Genomic DNA, 15,987 nt, shown 5'->3' with positions numbered 1-15,987 from the left:
GCCGAGAAAAGCGCGAGTTGACCGTTCAGGACGCTTCCGTTGTCGGCATCACCCCGTCAACGCCGCCCGCCGTCCTCGATCCAGTCGCACGGTAGCCAGCAGCAGCAGGCCAACCACGAAGTAGCTGCCGGTGATGAGCATGGCCAGGCGGTGGTCGCCGCCGGACAACCAACTGGCCAGGCCGTAGGTCATCGGGCCGAGGATCGCGGAGAGCTTTACCGCCTGGCCCCAGAGTCCGAAGAACTCCGCCAGCCGCGTGGGTGGGGCGAGCAGGCCGACAATGGCGCGCCCTGCCGACTGGCTGGCGCCCATGCACAGGCCGGCAATATTGGCGGCGGCCCAGAACAGCGCCGGGCCGCTGGCCAGCCAGACCATCCCCACCATGGCCAGCCAGCCCAGCAGGGTCAGCGCCAGGGTGGGGCGGTGGCCGATGCGGTCTTGCAGCCAACCGAAGAGCACGGCGCCGACCGAGGCGGTGATGTTGACGATGAAAATCAGCAGCAGAGTGTCCTGGGTGGTGAACCCCATTACCTGATTGGCGTAGATGGCCGCCAGGCTGATCACCGCGGCGATACCGGCCTGGTAGCAGACGGTACAGGCCAGGAAACGCATCAAATCGCGGTAGCGCCCGGCGTCGCGCATCGTCTGGGCAAAACGTCTCCAGGCCCCACCTTCCGCTGCCGGTTGCGGCTGGCTGCGTTCCTTCAGGTAGAGAAAGGTCGGGGTGCTGGCCAGGGCGAAGAGCAGGGCGGTGATGAGCACGCACACCGGCACGAACTGCGCGGCGGTTTGCCCCTGGCCCTGCGCCCAGCTGACATAGCCCAGGCAGGCGCCCAGGCTGACCAGCCCGCCGATATAGCCCAGCCCCCAACCCCAGCCGGATACCCGACCCAGCGCATCGTCGCGGGCAAGCTCGGGCAGGAAGGCGGCAATCAGGTTCTCCCCGGTGCCGAAGAAAAAGTTCGACAGCACCACGAACAGCACCGCCAGTGCCAGGGCGCCGGGTCCGGCCAGGGCCAGCGCGGCGGTGAAGACCACACAGCCCAGAGCGCTGAACAACAGTAGGCGTTTCTTGCAGGCGGCAGCGTCGGCGTAGGCCCCGATCAAGGGCGCGGTGAGGATCACCAGGGCGTAGGAGATGGCGAGGGTGCTGGTCCAGGCCAGGGTGCCCCAGGGTTTCCCCTCGGCGACCACGGCAACGAAATAGGCGTTGAAGACAGCGGTGATGATCACCGTGGTGTAGCCGGAGTTGGCGAAGTCGAACATCGCCCAGGCCCAGATTTCCCGGCGCGTCACACCGGTGGCAAGGCTGGATCGCATGGCACTTTTCCCCTGTCGAGCGTCCCGGAGAGCCTAGCCCCACCCGCGCCATCACGCGACCGTGGCGCTTTTTCACCCTGTTCGCGTTCGGTCGCCGTCCGGCTGCTGGAGTCGCGCAAGACCTCCGGGAAGGTCGTGCGCAAACCCTGGACGGAATGACGCTGTCCAGCGCGCGACTTGGCCCCCGGCTCAGTCCAGGCTGCTTCGCAGGGCCTCGATGCGTTTGTCGATCAGCGGCGTGAACAGGGCATAGAGTTGAGCGGGCTGGAGTGCCAGGCTGCGCGTGCTGAACAGGTTACGGGCCAGTTGTGCCAAGGCTTCGCGCAGCTCGGTATCGGCGCTGCCGAGCAGGCGATCGTGCAGGTACTGCAGCTGGATGCGCAGTTCCAACGGACACTCCGGCAGGGCGGCGGCCCGAATCGACAGGCCGCGTAGACGGCCCAGATCCTCTACCTGCCAACAGCGATCGGCGATGCCTGGCGTGCGCTGGAGCAAACGGCACATGTGCAGCTCCAGGAACCGGATTCGGGCGAGCAGGGACTCCAGGAGGCGGCAGTGGCCTTCGAAGTCCGCCGGAGCCTGGAGCAGAGACCGCCAGGCCCGCTGGTGGTCGGCATCTGGCCAGGCCTGCCAGCTGCGTTCAAGTTGTAGTTCCAGGCACTGGCGGTCCCGCACGGCGTCCTGGCCCGTCTGGCCGCCCAGCGCACGATGGCGCTGCACGCCCTGCATCAACTCAAGGCCCAGCAGCAGGTCACGGTTCAGCGTGTGGACGACGCGGTGTTGCCGGCGCTGGCTGAGGTTCCAGGGGAGTGCGCAGGCGGCCAGCAGGCAGGCGACTATCAGCAAGGCTTGCAGGATCATCGCGCGACCTCCCCGCTCAGTCGCGACAGGTAACGGGTCAGGCCGTGGAGGCTGCGCGTCTGGCCGCTCTGGGTTTCAAGGCTGTCGCTGATCTGCTGCAGTTGCTCGCAAAGCGCCTGGTTCGCCTGATGATGCTCACCCAGGGCTTGCTGCATGCTGCCGAAGCGTTGCAGGTTCTCCCGGCTCTTCCCCGCCAGCCGGTCCAGGCTCTCCGCCAGTTGGCTGCTTTGCCCGCTGCCCTGCTCCAGCAGTTCGCGGTGATGGGCGACTTCCCGGTCGACCTGGCCGACCGCTGCCGTGATGGCCGTGGCCGCCGCGGTGATGCCGCGTGTGGTTGCATCGGTGGCAGTGGCCATTCGCCGGACCTCTTCGGCGACGACGGCGAAGCCGCGGCCATGTTCGCCGGCGCGGGCCGCTTCTATGGAAGCGTTCAGGGCCAGCAACTGGGTTTGCTTGGCCAGATCCTGGATGCTTTGCACCGACTGCTCGACCAGCGCCGTGCTGTGCAGCAGGTTTTTCACGGCATTGGCCGTATCGCCCAGGCTGTCGCGAATGTCGCCCATGCCTTCGCCAAGCGCTTCTGCCGCGCGGCAGCCGTCTTCGCCCTGGGCCAGCGCGGCGGCGAACGCGGTGCGAGCGTCGCTGGCCAGTTCGTCGATGCTGGCCAGGCTGCGTTCGATCTGTTCGCTGGCAGCGGCGATCATGGTCACCCGCTGACTCTGCTCGCTGCCCTGGACATGGGCTGTCTGGGCCAACTGTTCGAGGGCCTGGCTGGAGAAGCGGACCTCACTCTGCAACCGCTCGGCACCGCGCAACTGCTGGTCGCAGCTCACCAGCAGGGTGGCCGGATCGCAGCCCGGTGGGGCATCCAGGAGGCGGGCCAGTTCGTCGAGCCAGAACGCATCGCGGCGTCGCTGGTGACGCTCCAGCAACCGCAGGGCGAACGCGAAGTAGAGGGTGCAGAGCAGCAACCCGAGGGTAACCGGCGCCAGTCCGGCGCGTGCGCTGGCGGTCGCGCAGAGAGCCAGGCCCAGGGGCAGCCATAGGCCCGCACCGGTGGCCGCCAGCAAGGCGCTGCCCGGTTCGAATCCCCGCCAGATGCGCGAAGGCGGCAGGGCCGCGCTGGGTGCATCGGGCACCTGGCCGGTGCGTTGCCCTGCCGGAAGCGGAATGTCTTTCATGGTCGGCTCCTGTATCGCGCTTGCTTTTCCCGCGGACCGGGACGATACGGTGCGCGGCATGGCGGCCGCGCACCGAAGGCCAGCCCGCTATGGGCCGGATTCACTCAGTAGCTGTACTGCGCCTGCAGCCAGAACTTGTCGGTATCCACCGTCCGGCTTCGATCATCCGACTCGTAGGCGGCGTACTTGATCAGCCCGACCAGGCCCTTCACCCCGGGAATCGGATGGGCATAGGACAGGTCGATTTCGCTGCCGTAGCTGTCGCCGTTCCGCTCGGTCTCGAAGTCGTGGTACCAGGCCTGCAGGCTGCCGCCGGCCAGTGGCGCGGTGACGCCGAAGTAGGCGTCCTCGATGCCGTCGGCCGGGGTGGTGAGGAACTGGTCGGCCCAGCCCTGGAACAGGTGCTTGGTCGCCAGCGGCGTCTGGAAGGCGCGGTTGCCCGGTCCGCTGTCTCCGCCCAGCACCTCGTAGCCGGCTTTCAACTGCAGCCCCTTGAGGGTGTAGCCCAGCTCGGCGAGGTAGTACTCGCTGTCCAGGTCCTGCGGGTTGTCGGCGTAGTCCTGCTGGCGCGCGTACTCAAAGACATAACTGAAACCGGCCAGGGCGCCGTTCAAACGCAGGCCTCGGGTTGCACTGGACAGGCTGCCCAAGGGAGCGCTGGCGGTGACGGCGATGTTGTCCAGGCCGAGCAGGTAGCTGTAGGCGGTCACCGTGAGTTCGGGCATGACCAGGTACTGGGCATTGAACAGGTGGCTGTGGCCTTCGATGTTGGCCGGGTTGGTGCGGTTGTCGAAGCGGCCGTTGTCCGGGCCGAAAATGCTGTTGATGTTGTCGAGATAGGCATAGGTCAGGGTCAGGCCTTCGAGAGGCTTGAGTTGGCCGAGGGCCGCATCGTAGGTCTGCTCGTTCTGGCGCCAGGCGACGCCGCCGACGAAGCGCTGGTTGTCCAGGTTGATGCGCTGTCGGCCTAGCACGGCGCTACCGAACGCCTGGTCGTAGCGCAGCAGGGCCTGGTTGACTTCACTGCCGTCCGGATCGACCACCATGGCGTAGTCGGTCTGGCCGTTGCGACTACTGTTGTAGGCGGCATCGCCCAGGCGGCTGACGTTGTCCACTTCCACCAGGCCGGAGAGGCCGTACCACTTGCCGCTCTGGAAGCCCACGCGGGTGCGCAGGGTCTGGGCATTGGCGTTACGCAGGTTGTTGTCCTGCTCGACGTTCTCGTAGCGGTAGCGGGCATCGAGGATGGGCTTGCCCTGGGTGAACAGGTTGCCCAGATCCTCGGCGGCCAGGGCGGCGTGACTGGTGCCGGCAACGGCCAGCGACAACAGGGCGGGCTTCAGCATGTGCATAGCGGTCTTCCTAAGTCTGGAAAGCGCAAAAAAAAACGCCGCGGCACCCCAGCTCCGGAAGTGGAGGGGTGACCGCGACGTCGTTGTCGGTTAAGTGGCAGACACGCCGTTGTGCTGACCGGGGGAGGTCATAGCAGGCTCTGTGCCAGCTTGTTCAAGAGGCTGATTTAAAAGGAATTTATTCAGCGTAAAGAACATTTCGCGATTACGCCCTGGACATTCGTGGGCCAGGTTGCATTGGACGGGTGCGAGGCACGCCACAGGAGCCCCTGCATGGGGCATGTGAGCCGGCGGAAAGGCGAAAGGGGCGTGGCCAACCTTCGTAGCAGGCGGGCACGTCGCAGCCCGGATGAATGCCGTGAGTGCCGGTTGAACTTTCCCCGGATTTCATCCGGGCTACCGGCTGGAAAACAGTGTTGCCTCTGCGGGGCAGAGAGAAACAAAAAGCCCGGCGCGAGGCCGGGCGGGTCTCTTGGGGCGGATGCCTAGGCGGCGGGGCGCTGCTGGCGTTGGTAGAGGAACTCCAGTACAGCGGTGCGGTACGCGTGGTAGTGGGCATCGTTGGCCAGGGTCAGGCGGTCGCGCGGGCGCGGCAGTCCGACCTCGACGATGTCGCCTATGGTGGCAGCCGGCCCGTTGGTCATCATCACGATGCGGTCGGAAAGTAGCACGGCCTCGTCCACGTCATGGGTGACCATCACCACCGTGCTGCGCGTTTCGCCGACGATCCGTAGCAGTTCGTCCTGCAGGTGGGCGCGGGTGAGGGCGTCCAGTGCGCCGAAGGGCTCGTCCATCAGCAGCACCTTGGGCTCCATCGCCAGGGCACGGGCGATACCCACGCGCTGCTTCATGCCGCCGGATATCTCGTTGGGGTGCTTGTGCGCCGCATGCTCCAGGCCGACCATCTGCAACGCCGCCGCCGTGCGCTCCTTGAGCCGGGCCTTGCCTTCGCGATTGCCGAAGACCCGCTCCACCGCCAGGTAAACGTTGCCGAAACAGGTCATCCAGGGCAGCAGGCTGTGGTTCTGGAAAACCACGCCACGTTCCGGTCCGGGGCCGTCGATTTCCCGCCCGTTGCAGATCAGCCCGCCTTCGCTGGCGTCCAGCAGGCCGGCGATGAGGTTGAGCACCGTGGACTTGCCACAGCCGGAGTGGCCGATCAGCGAGACGAACTCGCCGCGGGCGATGCAGAGGTTGACGTTGCTGAGGGCCTGGAAGCGGCCCTTGCGGGTATCGAAATGCTTGCTGACACCGGTCAGCTCGACGAACTTGTCCATGGTCTCTCTCCGGGTCAGTTGGCGTAGTCGAAGCGCTTGGCCAGCCATAGCAGGCTCTGTTCCAGGGCCAACCCCACCAGACCGACGATGATGATGGCGATGAGGATGTGCTCGACGTTCAGGTTGTTCCATTCGTCCCACACCCAGAAGCCCAGGCCGGTGCCACCGGTGAGCATTTCCGCCGCCACTATCACCAGCCAGGCGACGCCGATGGCCAGGCGGATGCCGGTCATCAGGTGTGGCAGCACGGCGGGGAAGAGGATGCGGGTGAGCACCTTGAACTCGGAGAGTTTCAGGACCCTCGCCACGTTGAGGTAGTCCTGCGGCACGCTGGCGACGCCCGCGGCGGTATTGAGGATGATCGGCCAGATGGAGCTGATAAAGATCACCCAGATCGATGCCGGGCCGGCGGCTTCGAATACCAGCAGGCCAATGGGCAGCCAGGCCAGCGGGGAAACCGGTCGCAGCAGGCTGATGATGGGCGAGAGCATGCCGGCCAGGAAGGCAAAGCGGCCGATGGCGAAGCCCAGTGGAATGCCCACCAGCGCGGCCATGCCAAAGCCCAGGCCGACCCGGCCCAGCGAGTGCAGGATGTTCCAGCCGATGCCCATGTCGTTGGGGCCGTTGTCGTAGAAGGGATCGGCGAACAGTTCCAGCGCCGAATGCCAGGTCGACAGCGGTCCCGGCAGCCCTTCGCTGCGGGCGGCGACCAGGGCCCAGAGGCCGATGAACAAAAGCAGGCCAAGCAGCGGTGGGACCAGCGTGCGCGCGAGGTTGCGCAAGACCTCCGCGCCGGGTCGGGCCGGGCGCGGGGCGTCGCTGGGAGCGACCTTGGTGGCCGCTGGCAACGGGGTGTTCAGGGGTGCATTCATGGTGGCCTCCCGAGTCAGACTTTGATGGCAAAGGACTGGGCGTAGGCGGCCGGGTTCGAGCCATCCCACACCTTGCCGTCAATCAGCGTGTTGCTGCGCATCTGGGTGGCCGGCACCGGCAGGCCGAGGGCGCCGGCCGCTTCGCTGAACAGCCGGGTCTGGTTGACCTGGGCAGCGACGGCGGCGTAGTCGGGGTCCTCCTTGATCAGGCCCCAGCGGCGGAACTGGGTCATGAACCACATGCCGTCGGAGAGGTACGGAAAGTTCACCTGGCATTCCTTGCAGAAGGCCATGGCGTGCGGGTCGTCCCATTGGTTGCCCAGGCCGTCTTCGTAATGGCCGAGGAAGCGCTGTTCGATCACGTCCACCGGGGCGTTCACGTAGGCCTTGCCGGAAATCAGCTTGGCGGTGGCTTTCTTGTTTTCCGTGCTGGCTTCGATGAAGCGGCTGGCATCGAGCAGGGCCATCACCAGCGCCCGTGCGGTGTTGGGGTTCTGTTCGACGAACTCACGCGAGCATCCCAGGACTTTCTCCGGGTGGTCCGCCCAGATCTGCTGGGTGGTGGCGGCGGTGAAGCCGATCTTGTCGGAGATGGCCCGCGCGCCCCAGGGCTCACCAACGCAGAAGCCGTCCATGTTGCCGACACGCATGTTGGCGACCATTTGCGGCGGCGGCACGGTGATGGTCTTGACGTCGGTCATCGGGTTGATGCCGTAGTTCGCCAGCCAGTAATAGAGCCACATGGCGTGGGTGCCGGTGGGGAAGGTCTGGGCGAAGGTCAGCGGGTTACCGCCTTTGCGGATATGCGCGGCGAGTTGCTCGCCGTTGGTCACGCCCGCTTCCTTCAGTTGGCGGGAAAGGGTGATGCCCTGGCCGTTCTGGTTGAGGCCCATGAGCACCGCCATGTTCTTTTGCGGTCCGGCGACGCCGAGCTGGGAGCCGTACATCATGCCGTAGAGCACGTGGGACGCATCCAGCTCACCAGTGTTCAGCTTGTCGCGCACACCGGCCCAGGAGGCTTCCTTGCTGGGGGTGATGGACAGGCCGTACTTGGCGGCGAACCCCTGGGTGGCGGCTACGACCACCGAGGCGCAGTCGGTCAGCGGAATGAAGCCGACCTTCAGTGCGGCCTTCTCGGGGGCATCCGAGCCGGCAGCCCAGGCGGCGCTGCGCAGGAGGTCGGGCGCGGAAAGCCCGAGGGCGGCCACACCTCCGACGGTGCTGGCGATGGCGATGGACTGCTTGAGGAAGTTGCGACGGCTGTTGTTCACCGGCTCTTTGGAATCACGTTCGCTCATGGTGTTGTCCTGATTGGAGGGCAAAACAAAAACGGCGTACGCCAGAGCTCCCGATAGGGGAAGGAGCTCTGACGGACGCCGTTGTCCGTGATCCGCGGCCCACCGCCGTTGGCGCGCTACGCAGGAATCTGCAGAAGGATTTGCAAAGGCCTTGCCAGTATTTTTCCGTGCCGCGCCAGAGGGCTGCTCAACGCTGCAGAAAGCAGCGAAAAGCTAGCCGAATCAGCAGCTTGCTGAGCATCAATCAGATGTGGCGAGAGGCGACCGGGCTTGAGCCCGTGGGCCATATGGGTGCGCGGCGACGGGGCACTGAACGGTATCGGGTCGCCGGGGCGGGTTGCTGCAATGGTTCGGCAGGGGGTGATAGGCAAGACGGAGGGGGTAAGCCAGCGTCCCGGTGGTGGGACGCTGGCTCGACGCAGGGGCAAGCGGCGTTGCGTCGTCAGACCCCCAGCATTTCATGAGTGGCGATGATCTGCTCGGCGACCTGGATCAGCTTCTGCTGCCGGCTCATGGCCTGGCGCCGCATCAGGGTGTACGCGTCGTCCTCGCTGCAGGCCTTCATCTTCATCAGTAGTCCCTTGGCGAGTTCGACCCGCTTGCGTTCAGCCAACTGGCTGTCACGCTCGAGCAACTGGGCGCGCAGGGCTTGGTCGGCCTCGAATCGGGCCATCGCCACGTCCACGATCGGTCGCAGGCGCTCGGCGAGGATGCCTTCGACCACGTAGGCACTGACCCCGGCCTGGATCGCCTGGCGCATCAGGCCGGGGTCGTGATCGTCGGTGAACATGACGATCGGGCGGGGCCGGTCGCGGCTGACCATCACCACTTGTTCCATCATGTCGCGGCCGGCGGATTCGGTGTCGATCAGCACGACATCGGGGCGCGTCGCCTCGATGCGCTCGGGCAGGTCGATGGTCAATCCGGTCTCGTCGATGACGTCGAAGCCCGACTCGACGAGGGCCTGGCGCAGGCGGCCGACCTTCTTCGGCGTGTCATTGATCAGGAGGATGCGAAGCATGCTGCGGTCATCTCCACGTGTCATGGGGAAGGGGCGGCAGCCCTGGAGCTGCGGGCGTGGATGGCGAAGCTGCGGGCATAACCGGCCGGATCGCTGCCATCCCAGATATGGCCGTCGAACAGTCTGGCGCTGCGCATGGGTCGCACCGGTACGTCGATGCCCAGCGCGTCGGCGGCTTCCCGGTAGAGCGCGAGCTGGTGGATTCGACGGGCCACACCGAGATAGTCCGGGTCTTCCCTGAGCAGCCCCCAACGGCGGAACTGCGTCATGAACCAGATGCCGTCGGACAGCCAGGGCATGGTCGCCTCGCCGCTGGCGAAGAAGCGCAGCGGGTGGGCATCGCGCCAGGCATAGCCGAGGCCGTCTTCATAGTGTCCGAGGAAGCGCGGCTCGATCGCCGAAAGCGGTGCATCGAGGTACTCGCTGCCGCTGATCAGGCGGGCCGTGCTGCGCTTGTTCTCTTCGTTCGCATCGATGAAGCGGCTGGCTTCCAGTACGGCCATGGTCAGCGCGCGGGCGGTGTTGGGGTATTGCTCCACGAACGCGCGGGTACAGCCAAGTACCTTCTCCGGATGGTCGGGCCAGATCATCTGGCTGGTGGCCAGGGTGAAGCCCTGCTTTTCGTCCACGGCCAGCGCTCCCCAGGGGCCGCCGGCGCAGAAACCGTCGATGCGACCGGCGCGCAGGTGCTGGACCATCTGCGCGGGTGGCACTACCACGGTGTTCACATCCTCCAGGGGGTGAATGCCGTGGGCTGCCAACCAGTAGTTGAGCCACATGGCATGGGTGCCCGTGGGGAACGTCTGGGCGAAGGTCAGCTTCCCACCGCGCTGGCGCATATGGGCGACGAGGGCCTCGGCGCGTGTCACGCCAGCCTGGCGCAGTGGCTCGGAAAGGTTGATCGCCTGGCCGTTCTGGCACAGCCCCATGAGGATTGCCATCTCGGTGGGAACGCCCGCCAGGCCAAGGTGGATGCCATAGACCTGGCCATAGAGCGAATGCGCGGCATCCAGTTCACCGCACAGCAGCCGGTCGCGCAGGCCGGCCCAGGACGTTTGCCGCTTCAGCTCCAGGGTCAGGCCGCAGGGCTGGGCGAAGCCCTGGGTGGCCGCGACGATCAGCGAGGCCGCGTCGGAAAGGGCCATGAACCCCAGGTTGACTGTGCGCTTTTCCGGGGCATCGCTGCCCGCGACCCAGGCGAGGTTGTCGTTACGGGTGCAACTCTTGTCGGTCATGTCGTTTGTCCCGCCACTGAACGAAAAAGGCGCCGCTCCCGCCACCATGGGGGTGGTGACGGGAAACGACGCCATCGTCTGTGAACCGACTCCGCCGTTGGAGTGGGTTCTATGGCAGAAGCATTAGCAAGCGATATGCCAGGGTGCCTGACCGTCTGGCGAACGTGCCCTGGTACTACGCGCCGCTCTGTACGACCCGGTAGCACGGCACGTAGGCCGCGCCGCCCGGCAACTTCATCCGGTGCTGGCGGACGAAGGCCTGGAGCAACTCGTCCAGCGGCTGCATGACCACGGCGTCGCCGTGGATCTCGTATGGACCGTGTTGTTCGATCAGGCGGATGCCCTTGTCTTTCACGTTGCCGGCAACGATGCCGGAAAACGCTCGGCGCAGGTTCGCGGCGAGTTCGTGGGGCGGCAGGCTACGGCTCAGGTTGAGGCTGGCCATGTTTTCGTGGGTGGGTTCGAAGGGGCGCTGGAAGCTTTCGTCGATCTTCAGCAACCAGTTGAAGTGGAAGGCATCCGCGCGCTCGCGGCGGAACTGCTTCACCGCCTTCAGGCCCTGGGCCATTTCGATGGCCACTTCCGCCGGGTTGTCGATGATGATCCTGTAGCGGCGCTGCGCGTCTTCACCGAGTGTCGCGCCGACGAAGGCGTGCAGCTGCTCCAGGTAGGCGGCGGCGCTCTTCGGCCCGGTGAGCACCAGCGGGAACGGCAGGTCCTGGTTGTCCGGGTGCATCAGGATGCCCAGCAGGTAGAGGAACTCCTCCGCCGTGCCCACGCCGCCCGGGAAGATGATGATGCCGTGGCCGACGCGGACGAAGGCCTCCAGGCGCTTCTCGATGTCCGGCAGGATCACCAGCTCGTTGACGATGGGATTGGGCGCCTCGGCGGCGATGATGCCCGGCTCGGTCAGGCCCAGGTAGCGGCCACCGTGGATGCGTTGCTTGGTATGGCCGATGGTGGCGCCCTTCATCGGACCCTTCATCACGCCGGGGCCGCAGCCCGTGCAGACGTCCAGGCTGCGCAGGCCCAGTTCGTGGCCGACCTTCTTGGTGTACTTGTACTCATCGGTGCTGATGGAGTGGCCGCCCCAGCACACGACGATTTTTGGCTCCACGCCGGCGCGCAGGGTGCGGGCGTTGCGCAGCAGGTGGAAGACGTAGTCGGTGATGCCCTGCGAGCTCTCCAGGTCGATGCGCAGGCTGTCCAGTTCGTTCTCGGTGTAGACGATGTCGCGCAGGGCGCTGAACAGCATCTCGCGGGTGCTGGCAATCATCTCGCCATCGACGAAGGCATCGGCCGGGGCGTTGATCAGTTCCAGGCGCACGCCACGGTCCTGCTGGTGGATGCGGACTTCGAAATCCTTGTAGGCGTCGAGGATGGTCTTGGCGTTGTCGATCTGCGCGCCGGTATTGAGGATGGCCAGGGCGCACTGGCGGAACAGCTGGTACATGCGGCCGGAACCGGCTTCGCTGAGCTGTTGCACTTCGAGTTGGGAGAGGGTTTCGAGGCTGCCCTTCGGGCTGACCTGGGCATTGATGACGTGTCTTCTGGCCATTCGAGATTTCCTTGGAGCGATGCCGGCGGGCCGGACGGCCACACGCGGCGGAATGCGGGGCGCCGTTGTCCATGGCGCGGGCTGAGGCGGTGATTCTTATCTGTGCATTGCGAGGTTACGGAATTGTGTCGCAGAGATCCTTCCCGCGCACGGAGTCAGGTAATAACGAGATTAGTAGCTGTCTGACAAGGAGTTTCTTGGCGATGTTCAGTGGCGCGGCGTGGTGGACCGTTGGTGTACGGTCCACCTGCGGCTCACTTGCGGGCTTCCAGGATCAGGTTGAAGGGCGTTTCCGTGGCCCGCCGGAAGTGGGTGAATCCGGCCTCTTCGAACACCTTGCGCAGGCGGGCCTCGCCGGCCTGGGCGCCGAGGCCGAGGCCCACTTCCTGGGACAGTGAGTTGGGCGTGCAAATGAAGGTGGAGGCCGAGTAGAACAGGCGGCCGACCGGGGTCATGTTGTCATCGAGATCATCGTTGGCGTAGGGCTCCACCAGCAGCACGGTGCCATCCGGTTTCAGCGTCTGGTAGGCGTGCCTGGCGGCTCCCACCGGGTCGCCCATGTCGTGCAGGCAGTCGAAATAGCAGATCAGGTCGTAGCCGTCGCCTGGATAGTCCTTGGCACTGGCCTGGGCGAAGGTCGCACGATCCGCCACACCGCCCTCAGCAGCGCGCCGATTGGCCGTTTCGATGGACGGGCCGTGATAGTCGAAACCGATGAAGCGCGAGGCCGGGAAAGCCTGTGCCAGGATCACGGTGGAGGCGCCGTGACCGCAGCCGACATCGGCCACCTTGGCGCCGGCCTTCAGCTTGTCGACCACGCCGTCCAGGGCCGGCAGCCACTCGGCCACCAGGTGCGCCCGGTAGCCGGGCCGGAAGAAGCGTTCGGTGCCGCTGAACATGCAAGGGTGGTGGTCGCCCCAGGCCAGTCCGCCGTCACCGCGCATCGCTTTCACCAGCTTGTCCTTGTCGTGGAAGAGCGAGGCAATCACCGAAGCGCCGCCGGCCACGTAAACCGGCGAGTCTTCCTGGGCCAGCGCCAATGCCTGTTCTTCCGGCAGGCGGAAGCGTCCGTTGTCGTGTTCCATGTAGCCGGAGGCGGCGTGAGCGCTCAGCCATTCGCGCAACAGGCGTGCATTGCAGCCGGTTTTGGCGGCCAGGTCGTCCGGGCTGATCGGCTGGCTGTCGGCCATGGCGCGATACAGGCCGAGCTCTTCACCGAGAACGATGTTGGCGAGCATGGCGGCGCCGCCCATATCAGCGACCAGCTTGCCCATGAAGTCATTGAGTCTGGATTCGTCCACTGCCTGTCCTCCTCTGGCAAGGGGGCAATCATCTGGCCGGGGCGACAGCGAAATGCGGCGGCGGGGGGAGATACGGCGCAAGGGTGGAAGGAGCCGCGGCAGCCGAGTCGTGCGAAGCTGGAGTGGCCCCTTCCTTGTCCCACAATCGCGGGACACTCTTAGTTTAGTGGCCCACCGCTGGCCAAATGCTGGCGAGCACTGGCAGCCGATAAGCGGTGCAGTCGCTCAGACGTAGATGCTGACCCCGCCCTTGGCCTGCAACCAGTCGCGGTAGGTGGTCAGGGAGGTGGTTTCCTTGTCGCCGTCGTAGCCGATGAAACCGATGCCGCTGTCTTTCTCGTCGAAACCGGCATCGATCAGCTTCTGCACCTTGTCTTTCAGTTTCAGGGCATCGTCGCGGTCCAGTTCGGACACGTCCGGTAGCTCGATCTTGCTGTTGCCGGTGTTCGACTGAGTATTGTCCGTGGCGCGCGTACTGGTGGGCTGGCTACCGCTGATGGCTCCGCCACCGCTCATGGCGCGAAACAGGCCGCCACGGCTCTGGGCGATCAGTGCGTTGGCATAGCGGCGCAGGTCGGCGACCGGATCCTGGGTGGTGGTCGATTTGTCTTCGGCCTTGGTCGTGCTGGTGCCGCCGGTGTTGCTGGTGGCGGTGCTGCTCCTTGAGGCAAGTCCCAGGTAGCTGGTCAGGGCCGATTGGTTGGAAATGGTGGTCATGGCAGGTCCTCTGCTCGATCTGGCCACCGGCTCAGCAGGAATCGGGCCAGCTCGCTGAGGGGCCCATGGTTGCTGGTGTTTGCTGGACGTTAGTACCAGTCTGTCGGCAGGGTCTTGCCGCCTCCGGGCAAGGGCCTGCCGCTGGAGGGGGCGACCATCGGTCCGTCCCCCTTGAGCCTCCGCCGGGGGCCAACCATAGTGAGGGCCATGACCTTGACCTGCCAATCCGACCCGGCCGCACTGGACGGTTTTCATCCCGCCGTCGCCGCCTGGTTCCATGCCAGCTTCCCCGCCCCGACGGCGGCCCAGGCCCGTGCCTGGCCGGCCATTCGAGCGGGCGCGAGCACACTGGTGGCGGCGCCCACCGGCTCGGGCAAGACGCTTACGGCCTTCCTCTCCGCCATCGACGAACTGATCCACGAAGGGCTGGAACAGAGCGGGCTGCCGGACCGCTGCACGGTGGTCTACGTATCGCCGCTCAAAGCATTGTCCAACGACATCCGCATCAACCTTGAAGAGCCCCTGGCCGGCATCCGGGCCGAGCTGGTACGCCAGGGCCTGGCCGATGTGGATATCCGCACCGCGGTGCGCACCGGCGATACGTCCCAGGCCGAGCGCGACGCCATGCGCAAGCGCCCGCCGCATATCCTGGTGACCACGCCGGAGTCGCTCTACATCCTGCTTGGCTCCGAGTCAGGTCGCGCCATGCTGGCCGGCTGCCGCAGCCTGATCATCGATGAGATCCATGCTATCGCCGGCAGCAAGCGCGGCAGCCACCTGATGCTCAGTGCCGAGCGGTTGGAGAACCTGTGCGGACGCACGTTGCAGCGCATCGGCCTGTCGGCCACGCAGAAACCCATCGAGCGGGTGGCCGAGTTCCTCGTGGGCCAGGGGCGCGATGCTTGCACCCTGGTGGATGTGGGCTACAGCCGCCAACGCGATCTGGCAATCGAGGTGCCGCCGGTACCGCTGGAGGCGGTGCTAAGCCATGAGGCCTGGGAGAAGGTCTACGACCGCCTGGCTGAGCTGGTGGCCGCGCATCGCACCACCCTGGTCTTCGTCAACACCCGACGCCTGGCCGAACGCGCCAGCCGCCACCTTTCCGAGCGCCTAGGCAACGCTGCGGTGGCCGCCCACCACGGCAGCCTGGCGCGGGACCTGCGTCTGGATGCCGAGCAGCGTCTCAAACGCGGTGAACTCAAGGTGCTGGTGGCGACGGCGTCGCTGGAGCTAGGCATCGACATCGGCGAGGTGGAGCTGGTCTGCCAGCTCGGCTCGCCACGCAGCATTGCCGCGTTCCTGCAACGGGTCGGGCGTTCCGGCCACAGTGTTGGCGGTACGCCCAAGGGGCGGCTTTTCCCGCAATCACGCGACGACCTGATCGAGTGCGCGGCGCTGCTGGATTGCGTACGCCGTGATGAGCTGGATGCCCTGGTCATCCCCCATGCGCCGCTGGATGTGCTGGCCCAGCAGATGGTGGCCGAGGTGGCCTGCGAGGAATGGGGCGAAGACGCGCTGTACCAGTTGATGACCCGCGCCATGCCCTATGTGGATCTGGCGCGAGAGCAGTTCGATGCCCTCGTGAGGATGCTGTCCGAGGGCTACAACGGCCGGCAGGGCGTTCGCGGTGCCTACCTGCACCGTGATGCGGTGAATCGACGTTTACGCGGTCGCCGCTCCGCACGCCTGACGGCCATCACCTCCGGCGGCGCCATTCCCGAGACCGCCGACTACGCCGTGGTGCTGGAACCCCAGGGCGTGCCGGTGGGCAGCGTGCACGAGGATTTCGCCGTGGAAAGCCTGGCTGGGGATGTGTTCCAGCTCGGCAACCAGTCCTATCGCATCCTGCGGGTCGAGCCGGGCCGCGTGCGGGTGGAAGACGCCCAGGGGCAGCCGCCGAATATTCCGTTCTGGTTGGGGGAGGCGCCGGGGCGGACGGATGAGCTGTCGGCGGGGGTGGCGCGGTTGCGTGGGATGGTGGAGGACGTTCTGGT

The 15,987-nt window shown here is 66.0% G+C and carries 13 protein-coding genes; 1 reads left to right on the top strand and 12 read right to left on the bottom strand.

Features of this window, described 5'->3' with window-relative positions; all coding sequences use genetic code 11:
* Nucleotides 1-48: 48 nt before the first annotated feature.
* The 12 genes from FFS60_RS20575 to FFS60_RS20520 all read right to left on the bottom strand — a co-directional run bounded on the left by FFS60_RS20575 (nt 49) and on the right by FFS60_RS20520 (nt 13,993).
* The gene (locus FFS60_RS20575; RefSeq protein WP_137823004.1) at nt 49-1,320 is read right to left on the bottom strand and encodes an MFS transporter; all 1,272 of its coding nucleotides are present in this window, start codon (nt 1,318-1,320) and stop codon (nt 49-51) included.
* Nucleotides 1,321-1,509: 189 nt separating this feature from the next.
* Nucleotides 1,510-2,181 carry a hypothetical protein gene (locus FFS60_RS20570; protein WP_256658121.1) on the bottom strand — a complete coding sequence of 224 codons (672 nt, stop codon included), beginning with the start codon at nt 2,179-2,181 and terminating at the stop codon, nt 1,510-1,512.
* Nucleotides 2,178-2,744: a methyl-accepting chemotaxis protein gene (locus FFS60_RS29470; RefSeq protein ID WP_245586475.1), complete on the bottom strand. Its 567-nt coding sequence runs from the start codon at nt 2,742-2,744 to the stop codon at nt 2,178-2,180. The genes FFS60_RS20570 and FFS60_RS29470 overlap by 4 nt, the downstream gene beginning before the upstream one ends.
* A gap of 722 nt (nt 2,745-3,466) precedes the next feature.
* On the bottom strand, nt 3,467-4,714 hold the full coding sequence (locus tag FFS60_RS20560; protein WP_137823002.1) for an alginate export family protein: 1,248 nt from the start codon (nt 4,712-4,714) through the stop codon (nt 3,467-3,469).
* Nucleotides 4,715-5,199: 485 nt separating this feature from the next.
* Nucleotides 5,200-5,991, bottom strand: a complete 792-nt coding sequence (locus FFS60_RS20555) for an ABC transporter ATP-binding protein (protein WP_028627635.1) — start codon at nt 5,989-5,991, stop codon at nt 5,200-5,202.
* 14 nt (nt 5,992-6,005) lie between these two features.
* Nucleotides 6,006-6,863: a nitrate ABC transporter permease gene (ntrB, locus tag FFS60_RS20550; RefSeq protein ID WP_028627636.1), complete on the bottom strand. Its 858-nt coding sequence runs from the start codon at nt 6,861-6,863 to the stop codon at nt 6,006-6,008.
* 14 nt (nt 6,864-6,877) lie between these two features.
* A complete protein-coding gene (locus FFS60_RS20545) occupies nt 6,878-8,161 on the bottom strand; it encodes a CmpA/NrtA family ABC transporter substrate-binding protein (protein ID WP_028627637.1) in 1,284 nt (427 codons plus the stop codon).
* A gap of 442 nt (nt 8,162-8,603) precedes the next feature.
* Nucleotides 8,604-9,182: an ANTAR domain-containing response regulator gene (locus tag FFS60_RS20540; RefSeq protein WP_137823001.1), complete on the bottom strand. Its 579-nt coding sequence runs from the start codon at nt 9,180-9,182 to the stop codon at nt 8,604-8,606.
* A gap of 20 nt (nt 9,183-9,202) precedes the next feature.
* Nucleotides 9,203-10,417: a CmpA/NrtA family ABC transporter substrate-binding protein gene (locus tag FFS60_RS20535; protein WP_137823000.1), complete on the bottom strand. Its 1,215-nt coding sequence runs from the start codon at nt 10,415-10,417 to the stop codon at nt 9,203-9,205.
* Nucleotides 10,418-10,592: 175 nt separating this feature from the next.
* Nucleotides 10,593-11,975 (bottom strand): nucleotide 5'-monophosphate nucleosidase PpnN, encoded by a 1,383-nt coding sequence (ppnN, locus tag FFS60_RS20530; protein ID WP_137822999.1) that lies wholly within the window; start codon nt 11,973-11,975, stop codon nt 10,593-10,595.
* A gap of 254 nt (nt 11,976-12,229) precedes the next feature.
* The gene (locus FFS60_RS20525) at nt 12,230-13,276 is read right to left on the bottom strand and encodes a class I SAM-dependent methyltransferase (RefSeq protein ID WP_028627641.1); all 1,047 of its coding nucleotides are present in this window, start codon (nt 13,274-13,276) and stop codon (nt 12,230-12,232) included.
* A gap of 225 nt (nt 13,277-13,501) precedes the next feature.
* Complete coding sequence (locus FFS60_RS20520) at nt 13,502-13,993, bottom strand: hypothetical protein (RefSeq protein ID WP_028627642.1); 492 nt, start codon at nt 13,991-13,993, stop codon at nt 13,502-13,504.
* 207 nt (nt 13,994-14,200) lie between these two features.
* Between FFS60_RS20520 and FFS60_RS20515 the strand changes: the two genes are divergently transcribed.
* On the top strand, nt 14,201-15,987 hold a 1,787-nt coding region (locus tag FFS60_RS20515), incomplete at its 3' end, for a DEAD/DEAH box helicase (RefSeq protein WP_137822998.1).

This window comes from Pseudomonas sp. D(2018), from assembly GCF_005502555.1.
In the GTDB taxonomy this organism is placed as follows: domain Bacteria; phylum Pseudomonadota; class Gammaproteobacteria; order Pseudomonadales; family Pseudomonadaceae; genus Metapseudomonas; species Metapseudomonas resinovorans.
Note: the sequence above shows the minus strand (reverse complement) of the source record. Positions and strands in the feature narration are given on the sequence as shown.

What these genes read in the sequence shown, in the direction of transcription:
- FFS60_RS20535 (WP_137823000.1), bottom strand. Translation starts at nt 10,417, where the DNA reads ATGACCGACAAGAGTTGCACCCGTAACGACAACCTCGCCTGGGTCGCG.
- FFS60_RS20570 (WP_256658121.1), bottom strand. Translation starts at nt 2,181, where the DNA reads ATGATCCTGCAAGCCTTGCTGATAGTCGCCTGCCTGCTGGCCGCCTGC.
- FFS60_RS20575 (WP_137823004.1), bottom strand. Translation starts at nt 1,320, where the DNA reads ATGCGATCCAGCCTTGCCACCGGTGTGACGCGCCGGGAAATCTGGGCC.
- ppnN (WP_137822999.1), bottom strand. Translation starts at nt 11,975, where the DNA reads ATGGCCAGAAGACACGTCATCAATGCCCAGGTCAGCCCGAAGGGCAGC.
- FFS60_RS29470 (WP_245586475.1), bottom strand. Translation starts at nt 2,744, where the DNA reads ATGGGCGACATTCGCGACAGCCTGGGCGATACGGCCAATGCCGTGAAA.
- FFS60_RS20545 (WP_028627637.1), bottom strand. Translation starts at nt 8,161, where the DNA reads ATGAGCGAACGTGATTCCAAAGAGCCGGTGAACAACAGCCGTCGCAAC.
- FFS60_RS20540 (WP_137823001.1), bottom strand. Translation starts at nt 9,182, where the DNA reads ATGCTTCGCATCCTCCTGATCAATGACACGCCGAAGAAGGTCGGCCGC.
- FFS60_RS20560 (WP_137823002.1), bottom strand. Translation starts at nt 4,714, where the DNA reads ATGCACATGCTGAAGCCCGCCCTGTTGTCGCTGGCCGTTGCCGGCACC.
- FFS60_RS20520 (WP_028627642.1), bottom strand. Translation starts at nt 13,993, where the DNA reads ATGACCACCATTTCCAACCAATCGGCCCTGACCAGCTACCTGGGACTT.
- ntrB (WP_028627636.1), bottom strand. Translation starts at nt 6,863, where the DNA reads ATGAATGCACCCCTGAACACCCCGTTGCCAGCGGCCACCAAGGTCGCT.
- FFS60_RS20555 (WP_028627635.1), bottom strand. Translation starts at nt 5,991, where the DNA reads ATGGACAAGTTCGTCGAGCTGACCGGTGTCAGCAAGCATTTCGATACC.